Source organism: Brevundimonas sp., from assembly GCF_041688735.1.
Lineage (GTDB): Bacteria > Pseudomonadota > Alphaproteobacteria > Caulobacterales > Caulobacteraceae > Brevundimonas.
This window is the reverse complement of record NZ_JBDNHO010000105.1, coordinates 23,554-30,040: the sequence shown is the minus strand read 5'-3', so window position 1 is coordinate 30,040 and position 6,487 is coordinate 23,554. Positions and strand designations below refer to the sequence as shown.

Genomic DNA, 6,487 nt, shown 5'->3' with positions numbered 1-6,487 from the left:
GTGGCGAGTGGCGAGTGAGCAATCGCTCGAACAACCACCAGGGAAGCCCTCCGCGCGCCGTCAATTCACCATAACTCACTCGCCACTCGCCACCCCGTCTCACGGCACATTCGCTTCCAGCTCGTCCAGCCAGACTCGCGCCGTGGCGTCCGACGGGGCGCGCCAGTCGCCCCGGGGGGACAGGGAGCCACCGGTGACGACCTTGGGTCCGTTCGGCAGGGCCGAGCGTTTGAACTGGCTGGTCTGGAAGAACCGAAACAGGAATTTCCGCAGCCATCCCTTGATGGTCGCCAGATCGTAGGCGACGCGTTCGTCCTCCGGCGTGTTGACCGGCCAGTCTCCAGTCGCGGCGTCCTTCCAGGCCTGATGCGCCAGATAGGCCACCTTGGACGGCTTGAGGCCGAAACGGGTGATGTAGAACAGAAAGAAGTCGTTCAGCGCGTAGGGGCCGACGGTCGCTTCGGTTGACTGGATCCGGCCGTCTTTGGCTGGCACCAGTTCCGGCGAAATCTCCGTGTCCAGAATGGCGTTCAGCACCTTGGCCACCCCGTCCGCCTGCTCTTTGTCCGCCACCCAGCGGATCAGGTGCCGGATCAGCGTCTTGGCCACGCCGCCGTTGACGTTGTAGTGGCTCATATGGTCGCCGACACCGTAGGTCGACCAGCCCAGTGCCAGTTCCGACAGGTCGCCGGTGCCCAGCACGAAGGCGTCGTGCTGATTGGCCAGACGGAACAGATAGTCCGTCCTCAGACCGGCCTGCACATTCTCGAAGGTGATGTCGTGCACCGGCTCGCCCATGGCGAAGGCGTGGCCGATGTCGCCCAGCATCCGGGTCGCGGCGGGACGGATGTCGATCTCCGCCCCCGTGACGCCCAGCGCCTTCATCAGCGCCCAGGCGTTGGCCTTCGTCCCCTCCGACGTCGCGAACCCGGGCAGGGTGAAGCCGAGCACATTGGAGCGCGGCAGGTTCAGTCGCTCCATGGCGCGACACGCCACCAATAGCGCCTGGGTCGAATCCAGACCGCCCGAAACGCCGATGACGATCCGCTCGCCGTTCGTCGCCTTCATCCGGCGCATCAGGCCCTGGACCTGAATGTTGAAGGCCTCGTAGCAGTCCCGGTCCAGCCGATCCGGATCGTCCGGCACGAAGGGGAAGCGGTCCAGCGGGCGGAGCAATCCTCCCGATGGGGGAGGAATATCTTCCGCCGCCTCGAACGGCACGACCGTCGCAGGCTCGCCCTCGATCCGCGCGCAGTCGGCGAAGGTGCCGTTGCGCAGCCGGTCCAGCCCGATCCGTTCGACGTCCACATCGGCGATCGTCAGGTGCGATTCCAGTGCGAACCGCTCGCCTTCGGCCAGTCTGATGCCCAGCTCGTGGATCGTCGCCTGCCCGTCCCAGGCCAGGTCAGTCGTGCTTTCACCCCAGCCGGAGGCAGTGAAGACATAGGCCGACAGGGTCCGCATCGACTGGCTGGCGCACAGCACGGCGCGCTCGTCAGACTTGCCGATGACGATGTTGGACGCCGACAGGTTCAGCAGAATGCGCGCGCCCGCCAGCGCCGCCCGCGTCGACGGCGGCTGCGGAGCCCAGAAGTCCTCGCAGATTTCAGCCGCGAAAACGAAGCCGGGCCTGTCCGCAGCCTCGAAGATCAGGCCCGGGGCGAAATCGACCGTTTCGCCGTTCAGGATCACTGAGTCTTCGGACCGGCTGGCGGCCGGCGCGAACCAGCGCTTTTCGTAGTACTCGCGATAGTTCGGCAGATAGGTCTTGGGCACGACGCCCAGCACCGCCCCCGAACCCAGAACCACGGCGCAGTTATAGAGCGCGTCGCCGTTGCGGACCGGAGCGCCGACGACGGCGATCACCCCCGCGACGTCTGCGGCCTCGGCCACCACCGCGATTTGCCGTTCCACCTCGGCCAGCAGCGCGTCCTGCATCAGCAGGTCGTCGATGGCGTAACCGCTCAAAGACAGTTCGGGAAAGACGATCAGGTCCACGCCCTGCTCGCCCGCCTGTTTGATCAGGGCGATGTGTTCTTGCGCATTGGCCACAGGGTCGGCGGTGTGCGCAACCGGAGTGGCTGCGGCGACGCGGACGAAGCCGTGGGTGCGGGGCGAATGGAACGGGTGGGCTTCGGCCATAAAAGATTTCCGCTCATCCCCGCGAAAGCGGGGACCCAGTTCTGTCCAGCTTGACGCCGGCGGATTGGACCGCCGCTTGTGCTCATATAGGGCAAAACCGCCCGGCCAAATAACCGGGTCCCCGCTTTCGCGGGGATGAGCGGATTTAATGGCTGCGAGTCTTTTACGGATTGGGTGATTTTGCCGAACGAACCCGCTAAGCCCGCTGCATGAAAGATACGCCGAAAAAGGGCTGGCTCTCGCGGCTGAGCGAGGGGCTTTCCCGTTCCTCGAAGCAGATGACCGAACAGGTCGTCGCCACCTTCGTCAAGGAACCGCTTTCCGAGGCCGCGCTGGAAGGGCTGGAAGAGCATCTGCTGGAAAGCGATCTCGGCCCCGCCGCCACCGACCGCATCGTCGCCCGTTTTCGGGACCTGCGGTTCGGCAAGGTCTCTGAGCGCGAGGTCAAGGAGGCGCTGGCCGAGGCCGTCGCCGCCGAACTGGTTTCGCATGAAGCCCGCTATGAGCCCCTGAACGGACCCCGCCCCTTCGTCACCCTGTTCGTCGGGGTCAACGGCTCGGGCAAGACCACGACGCTTGGCAAGATCGCCGCCGACCTGACGGGTCAGGGCGCAAAGGTCATGATCGTCGCCTGCGACACCTTCCGGGCCGCGGCGCGTGAACAGCTCAAGGTCTGGGCCGAGCGGGCCGGGGCGACGTTCGAGAGCCGCCGCGACGGCGCCGATCCGGCGGGTCTGGCCTTCGACGCCTATACCCGGGCGAAGGCCGAGGATTTCGACGTGGTCCTGATCGATACCGCCGGCCGGCTGCAGAACAAATCGGCCCTGATGGACGAACTGCTCAAGATCGTTCGGGTGCTGAAGAAGATCGATCCGGACGCCCCGCACGAGACCCTGCTGGTGCTGGACGCCACCGTGGGCCGCAACGCCTTGGCCCAGGAACAGATATTCGGCCGCACCGCCTATGTCTCGGGACTGGTGATGACCAAGCTGGACGGCACAGCGCGCGGCGGTGTGCTGGTACCCGTGGCCCAGGCTTCGGACGCCCCGATCAAGCTGATCGGCGTGGGCGAAGGCATCGACGACCTGCAACACTTTGACGCCAGAGCCTTTTCCAGATCGCTGGTGGGGCTGGAAGACTGAGCATGACCGACACGCAAACCCCAACCCAAAACCGCGCCTGGATCCGTCAGGCGGTCGATTTCGGCGCCCTGATCGCCTTCGGCGTCGCCTATGTCGCGCATCGCGCGCGCGGTCTCGAGGGCGCCGACGCCCTGGTCCAGGCCACGTGGGTGCTGGTGGCCGCCTCGGCCATCGCCCTGATAGTCGGCTATCTGGTCGAGAAGCGTCTCGCCCCCCTGCCGATGCTGGTCGGTGGACTCGCCCTGATTTTCGGCGTCATGACAATCGTCTTCGACGATCCCGCCGTGCTGAAGATCAAGCTCAGCGTACAGAATGGCCTTCTGGCCGTGGTTCTGTTGGGGTCGCTACCGCTGAAACGCTACCCGTTCAAATACCTGCTGGGTGATTCGATCCGCGTCACCGACCATGCGTGGCGTGGACTGACGTTGCGCTACGGCCTCTATTTCGCAACGATCGCCATCGCCAACGAGATCGTCTGGCGCACCCAGAGCGACGACACCTGGATGGCGTTTCGAGGGGTCATATGGGTCGCCGCCATGATCTTCGGCCTGAGCCAGATTCCCTATATTCTCAAACACATGATGAAGGATGAGGTGCCGGGTCCCATCTCACCGGACCCCGGGCTGTAGCAACCTCGAATTCGCGCGCGCGTTTGATCCGTCGTCAAACCGTAAAACGCGGCTGCTAGCTATACGGTCAAGATCGAGAGGATAAGCGTTCATGGTGAAGTCTGGAAACAAGAAACGCTCGGGAAGCCTCGCCGCTTCGCCCAGCCATCTGATGCACCGCGTGCTTCAACTGGCACTCGATATCTATTCCGAGGAAACGGGTGCGGACGGCCTGACCCAGCGCCAGTTCGCGGTCCTGGAGGCCGTGTCCCAGAAGTCCGGCCTGACCCAGACTGATCTGGTCCGCGCCACCGGCATCGACCGCTCGACCTTGGCCGACCTGGTGTCGCGCATGACCACCAAGGGTCTGCTGGACCGCGAGCGCTCCACGATGGACGCCCGCGCCAAGGCGGTGCGCCTGTCGGAAGCCGGTCAGGCCGCGCTCGACGGGGCCCGACCGAAGGTCGAGGCGGCGGACAAGCGGATCCTGGCCCTGCTGCCCAAAGGCAAGCGCGACGGGTTCCTCGGCCTGCTGGCCGAACTGGCCAGCGAGGCCGACGCCGCGCCGGACAAGGCCAAGGCCGAAGCCCGGACAATCAAGAAGACCCAGCGCGAGGCGAAGAAGGCTGAAAAGGCCATGAAGAAGGGCGAGAAGCCGGTCAAGGCGCCGAAGGCTGAAAAGCCCGCCAAGGCCGCCAAGCCCAAGAAGGCCAAGGCGCTCGAACCGGCCTGACATGGCTTCTCCCCCTCGCCAAATAAGGTGGCCGCCGAAGGCTGACGGATGAGAGGTCGCGCCGGCCTCAGCGACCACCCTAGAACCAGCGACCACCGCGAGACCCCTCATCCGCCCTCTTCGGCACCTTCTCCCGCAAGAGGAGAAGGGGTAAGTCGGGATAGGGAGACACATATGACGCGAACCAGCGCGCCCCAATACCAGTCCGGCTTCGGCAACCATTTCGCCACGGAGGCCGAGCCCGGTGCCTTGCCTGAGGGGCGCAACTCGCCCCAGCGCACTCCAATGGGCCTGTACACCGAACAGCTTTCGGGGACGGCTTTCACGGCACCTCGGTCCGAGAACCGCCGCAGCTGGCTGTACCGCCTGCGGCCGTCAGCCCAGCATCCGGCCTACAAGCCCTTCCCCCAAGGCAGGGTTCGGTCAGGTCCGTTCCACGAGGTGCCGCCGTCGCCGAACCGGATGCGCTGGGACCCGCTGCCGATGCCGACAGAGCCGACCGACTGGGTCGAGGGACTGGTCACCTATGGCGGCAACGGCGACGCCGATGCGGGCACCGGGACCGGCATCCATCTGTACGCCGCCAACCGGTCGATGACCGACCGCGTCTTTTACTGCGCCGACGGCGAACTGCTGATCGTGCCCCAGCAGGGCGATCAGGCCTTCGTCACCGAGATGGGCCGCATCGACGCCCGGCCGGGCGAGATCGTGGTCATTCCGCGAGGCGTGCGGTTCCGGGTCGAGTGTACCGGTCCGATCCGGGGCTATGTCTGCGAGAACTATGGCGCGGCCTTCCGCCTGCCGGACCTGGGGCCGATCGGCTCGAACGGCCTGGCCAATCCGCGGGACTTTCTCACGCCTGTCGCGGCCTATGAGGACGTGGATCGCCGGACCGAATGTGTGCAGAAATTCGGGGGGCGGCTGTACGTCACCACCTTCGATCACAGCCCGCTGGACGTCGTCGCCTGGCATGGCAACAACGCGCCCTGCAAATACGACACGGCCCGGTTCAACACGATCGGCTCCATCAGCTTCGATCATCCGGACCCGTCGATATTCACTGTCCTGACCAGTCCGTCGGACACGCCGGGGACCGCCAACGCCGACTTCGTGATCTTCCCGCCGCGCTGGATGGTGGCCGAGGAGACCTTCCGGCCGCCGTGGTTCCACCGCAACGTGATGAGCGAGTTCATGGGTCTTGTGACCGGCGAATACGACGCCAAGGAAGGCGGCTTCGCCCCCGGCGGCGCATCGCTGCACAACTGCATGAGCGGCCACGGCCCGGATCAGGCCAGCTATGACAAGGCGGTCGCCGCCGATCTGAAGCCGGTGAGGATCACGGACACCTTGGCCTTCATGTTTGAGACGCGGATGCCGATCCGCGTCACGGAATGGGCGCAGACCACGCCGACGATGCAGCTGGATTACGATGACGTGTGGACCGGCTTCGAAAAGGGCCGCGTGACATGAAGCGGATCATTCTGGTCCTCGCGGTCGTCGTCTCGGCCTGCCAGCCCATGTCGCCCCGGGAGGTGATCGTCGACACGACCGACGTGCCGCCCGCCGTCGCCTTGTACGAGAACTCTACGGCCGCCGAGTGCGCCGCCCGGGGCGGCCGGATGACGCCGCAGGGACGGGCGCAGACGATGCAATGTGTCGTCTCCTATGCCGACGCGGGCAAGCGCTGCACCACGGGCTCCGACTGCCTGGGCGACTGCCGCGCCGAGCCGACGGCGACCCCCGCGCACGGCGCGCCCGTCGTGGGCCGGTGTCAGGCGAACAGCAGTCGCTTCGGTTGCTACACCACCATCGAGGGCGGCAAGGCCCGGGCCACGATCTGCGTCGACTGATGCGCATCCAAA

Annotated in this window: 6 protein-coding genes; 5 read left to right on the top strand and 1 reads right to left on the bottom strand. The window is 65.8% G+C overall.

Features of this window, described 5'->3' with window-relative positions:
- Window positions 1-99 precede the first annotated feature (99 nt).
- Window positions 100-2,142, bottom strand: coding sequence for an NAD(+) synthase (locus ACESMO_RS11395; protein WP_372708263.1), 2,043 nt, complete (start codon window positions 2,140-2,142; stop codon window positions 100-102).
- Between the two features lie 209 nt (window positions 2,143-2,351).
- Between ACESMO_RS11395 and ftsY the strand changes: the two genes are divergently transcribed.
- From ftsY to ACESMO_RS11370, 5 genes are all read left to right on the top strand, one after another.
- Window positions 2,352-3,284 (top strand): signal recognition particle-docking protein FtsY, encoded by a 933-nt coding sequence (gene ftsY / locus ACESMO_RS11390; RefSeq protein ID WP_372708262.1) that lies wholly within the window; start codon window positions 2,352-2,354, stop codon window positions 3,282-3,284.
- A 2-nt stretch (window positions 3,285-3,286) separates the two neighbouring features.
- Window positions 3,287-3,913 (top strand): inner membrane-spanning protein YciB, encoded by a 627-nt coding sequence (locus tag ACESMO_RS11385; protein ID WP_372708261.1) that lies wholly within the window; start codon window positions 3,287-3,289, stop codon window positions 3,911-3,913.
- Between the two features lie 91 nt (window positions 3,914-4,004).
- The gene (locus tag ACESMO_RS11380) at window positions 4,005-4,625 is read left to right on the top strand and encodes a MarR family winged helix-turn-helix transcriptional regulator (RefSeq protein ID WP_372708260.1); all 621 of its coding nucleotides are present in this window, start codon (window positions 4,005-4,007) and stop codon (window positions 4,623-4,625) included.
- 174 nt (window positions 4,626-4,799) lie between these two features.
- Window positions 4,800-6,095, top strand: coding sequence for a homogentisate 1,2-dioxygenase (hmgA, locus tag ACESMO_RS11375; protein WP_372708259.1), 1,296 nt, complete (start codon window positions 4,800-4,802; stop codon window positions 6,093-6,095).
- On the top strand, window positions 6,092-6,475 hold the full coding sequence (locus ACESMO_RS11370) for a hypothetical protein (protein ID WP_372708258.1): 384 nt from the start codon (window positions 6,092-6,094) through the stop codon (window positions 6,473-6,475). The genes hmgA and ACESMO_RS11370 overlap by 4 nt, the downstream gene beginning before the upstream one ends.
- Window positions 6,476-6,487: the final 12 nt, after the last annotated feature.